The sequence below is a fragment of the Plebeiibacterium sediminum genome (assembly GCF_026013605.1).
In the GTDB taxonomy this organism is placed as follows: Bacteria; Bacteroidota; Bacteroidia; order Bacteroidales; family Marinilabiliaceae; genus Saccharicrinis; species Saccharicrinis sediminus.
In genome coordinates, this window is the sequence record NZ_JAPDPJ010000158.1 from 1 (window position 1) to 3,066 (window position 3,066).

General features: G+C 41.0%; 5 protein-coding genes. All 5 read left to right on the forward strand.

The genetic code is table 11. The features are described from left to right. Positions 1 to 110: 110 nt before the first annotated feature. Genes OM075_RS24635 through OM075_RS24655 form a run of 5 tightly spaced genes read left to right on the forward strand, consistent with a single transcriptional unit; the run spans position 111 to position 3,031 of the window. The gene (locus OM075_RS24635; RefSeq protein ID WP_301193224.1) at positions 111 to 887 is read left to right on the forward strand and encodes a hypothetical protein; all 777 of its coding nucleotides are present in this window, start codon (positions 111 to 113) and stop codon (positions 885 to 887) included. Continuing rightward, positions 874 to 1,224: a hypothetical protein gene (locus OM075_RS24640; protein WP_301193225.1), complete on the forward strand. Its 351-nt coding sequence runs from the start codon at positions 874 to 876 to the stop codon at positions 1,222 to 1,224. The genes OM075_RS24635 and OM075_RS24640 overlap by 14 nt, the downstream gene beginning before the upstream one ends. A 7-nt stretch (positions 1,225 to 1,231) precedes the next feature. Then, positions 1,232 to 2,353 (forward strand): hypothetical protein, encoded by a 1,122-nt coding sequence (locus tag OM075_RS24645; protein WP_301193226.1) that lies wholly within the window; start codon positions 1,232 to 1,234, stop codon positions 2,351 to 2,353. Between the two features lie 11 nt (positions 2,354 to 2,364). Beyond that, positions 2,365 to 2,541, forward strand: a complete 177-nt coding sequence (locus OM075_RS24650; RefSeq protein WP_170154413.1) for a hypothetical protein — start codon at positions 2,365 to 2,367, stop codon at positions 2,539 to 2,541. Positions 2,542 to 2,554: 13 nt separating this feature from the next. After that, positions 2,555 to 3,031 carry a hypothetical protein gene (locus OM075_RS24655; RefSeq protein ID WP_301193227.1) on the forward strand — a complete coding sequence of 159 codons (477 nt, stop codon included), beginning with the start codon at positions 2,555 to 2,557 and terminating at the stop codon, positions 3,029 to 3,031. Positions 3,032 to 3,066 lie beyond the last annotated feature (35 nt).

Genomic DNA, 3,066 nt, shown 5'->3' on the forward strand with positions numbered 1-3,066 from the left:
TCATTTACAAAGACGACAGCGAGAACCTGGCTGTTAATGAAAGCTACAATGTTCGTGTGTATCTGCTTGCCGAGGTAGAGAAAAAGAAATAACCCAAAAATCTCCCGACAATGAAACGATATTTTGTAATTACAAAAACCTCAGTTGGCAATAAACACATCAACGAACAGGACTTGCTCCCTGCTTCCTGTAAACTGATTACAGGCATTGCAATAAACGCCCTGGTTAAAAAGGAATCGGAATTGGAAGATGTAACACAGGATTTAGCTTTTCCACAGGCTTTAATATCCGATTTGTTATTGACCGATGGTATTACCAACCTGTTCTATTCATACCTACGAACAAGGGCAAGTGAAGCGGAAAGCAAAGACTTTTTTGAAAGTGATATTCTTCCGGCAATCGTTGATATTCTGAGTAACAACATCAAATTTACTTGCCTTGATACCGACCAACAAAGCAACCTGAACAACAGCATTGCAGAGCTTTTCAATACGCAGTTTGCCGATTATCTCTATAACGAAGTGGGTTTGTTTGAAAAAGGTCAAACCATTACAAGCCTTGAATTTGCCGACTTGATAGCACAGGAAACATTAACCTTTGCCTATCTGCATAAATCCGATGTTTTTCTTCGTCCTGTTAAAGCTTACAAACAGCCAGAACCTTATGAATGTGGCAATATCAGCCTATTAGTTAATGGCAACAGTTTTCTATTGCGTGATTACATGCTTACTGCCAACCGAAAGGTAAAGCATCTGAGCAAAGAAGTTATCCCATTCCATGAGCCTTTGGAGGTAAACAGCAACATCCATACGGTTTTCAAAAGCAATAAAAACAGCGGAGACAATACGCTAACCATTAGAATCTACATTGAATATGAACACGAGTGAGTTACTACATACCATCGCAAAAGACCGTGTTTCAGGGATGCGAACCATCGACAGCTACCAATTAAAACCAACGGTGATAATGGTAACAGGTGCTGATATTTCGCTGGACCTGAAAAACGATATGTGGATTCTGAACACCAAAGGTTTGCCAAGCTCCATTGATGAAATGGAACTCATTAGCAGCGATAACGTGTTTACCGCTACACCCGAAGAATACGACTTTATGGATGAGTACCGCTATCAGGTATTCACCGATTACATAGACATCAAAACCCAAGCGGAAAACTTTAAGCCTTACCGATTGGAGTTTGTAAAGATTATTCCCCACCGAAATTAATACGACTATGTTGGATTACAGAGAGCAAATACAAAGCATATACGAGTTTATAAAGCGTTCAGAGGACGAACAAAAGTACCCTTACGCTTACGAAATATACCTGGTTACCGCAGCACAGGAAACAGCACTCACTTCAAGAACCTCCGGAACGGATAAGTTTAATCGAGACATTGAAAGTGCCATTGAAAAAGCAAAGCAGTCTCACGGTTCACTCAGGGTTGATGTGTTTGGAGGCAAAAGCCCCAATGCCAGAAGCCTGAACAGTTATACTGTGAATATCAGCAAGCTTTTGAACCCACCCAAAGAACCCATTGAGAGAGCAGAGATACAAACCATTATCCAGGAGGAAATGAAACAGAGCCAAATCCAAAACAACACCAATGGATTGGGTGAACTGGATTCCTTGTTAGGATTATTTTCAGGAGATAACCCTGCCGTAAAATCTAAGCTTGATGGTCTGTTCGGTGTGTTCAATGCTTTATCGGGTAATAACAAAGAGGTTGAGCGAATCAGCTACCAAAAGCAGTTGGATGATTTTAAGTTCGAGACACGCTACAATACTTTGGAAGAAAAATATGAGCGTTTACGCAACGAAAATGCTGAACTACGAGCTGAGAAAGATCGCTACCAAAGAGAAAACAGGGAACTGAAAACCGATAAGACAGACCTTGAAAGCCGTCTTGCCGGGTATGCTCCCAATGAAGTGATGAAACGTGTTGCCACAGGTGCATTGGTTGGTATTGGTTCACGCTTGCTTACCAACAGTCCAAAAACAGCAGAATTATTAGGCTTATCAGCCGAAGAACTCAAAGGAGCTTTGGGAATGCTTGATGATTCCGAGGAAGAATCAACGCAGCTCCCTGAAACCAATGTTGAGATTACCGACATAGGCACAGCAAATACCCCCGAAGACCGCAAGAAAGCAGAGATTATCAAAAAACTATCCGATGCCCTTATGACATGGGAACTACAAGATGTAGCCAAGATTGCAAACATCGTTGGCTTATGCCTTGACAAAGCAGAGCTAATTAATAAAACCCTTCTATTCCTGAATCAAGCCGTGAATGGCATATCAGAACAAGAACCGGGAAACGCAAAGTTTGATAACGAAGATTTAGACAACGATTAAAACATACGATGATGAGAAAATTTAAAGTAGGAATCACCATTGAAGCTGACAGTACCGAAGTAGTTCAGCAAGTAGGAAACCTTTTGCAAAATGCAGTCAACAAGGTTGAGCAACAGGACATGATTAAGCTTCTGACCAAGGTTGCCAAGAACCCGAAGATTGTAAAGACCGCATTACGATACATCTAAAAAACTCAGCACCGTGCAACAGTTACCACCAGTAAATAAAGCAACATTAATAGCCAATGGCATTAAATACGGATTGCCCATTTTGGGCGTTGGAATTGGTATTTACGCAGTTAAAAAGCTATTGTTTAAGAAGAATCCTGATGGCACTTCATCAAGGGTTGCTCCATCAATAAAAGATACGGTTATCGACAGGCAAAACCTGACGATTTCGGCTTCTGATGCTGCTTTATATGCCAATACGCTGTACGGTGCAATGCTCGACTTTGGTACAGATGAAAAGGTCATTTACTCCATCATTGATAAGATACAGAGCAAGGATGATATGCTATTGGTGATAAAAGCCTTTGGCATGAAACAGTATTTGTGGGGAACCAGGGCTGCATTTTTAGGTCAGGATTTTAACCTGATTGGCTGGTTCAGACAGGAACTAAGCGAAAGTGAAATTTCCAAAATCAAACCCAAGTTCGACAGTTGGGGAATCCCTCTCTAAACTCTAACAATAAAGCTATGGACAAGAAGAAAAAG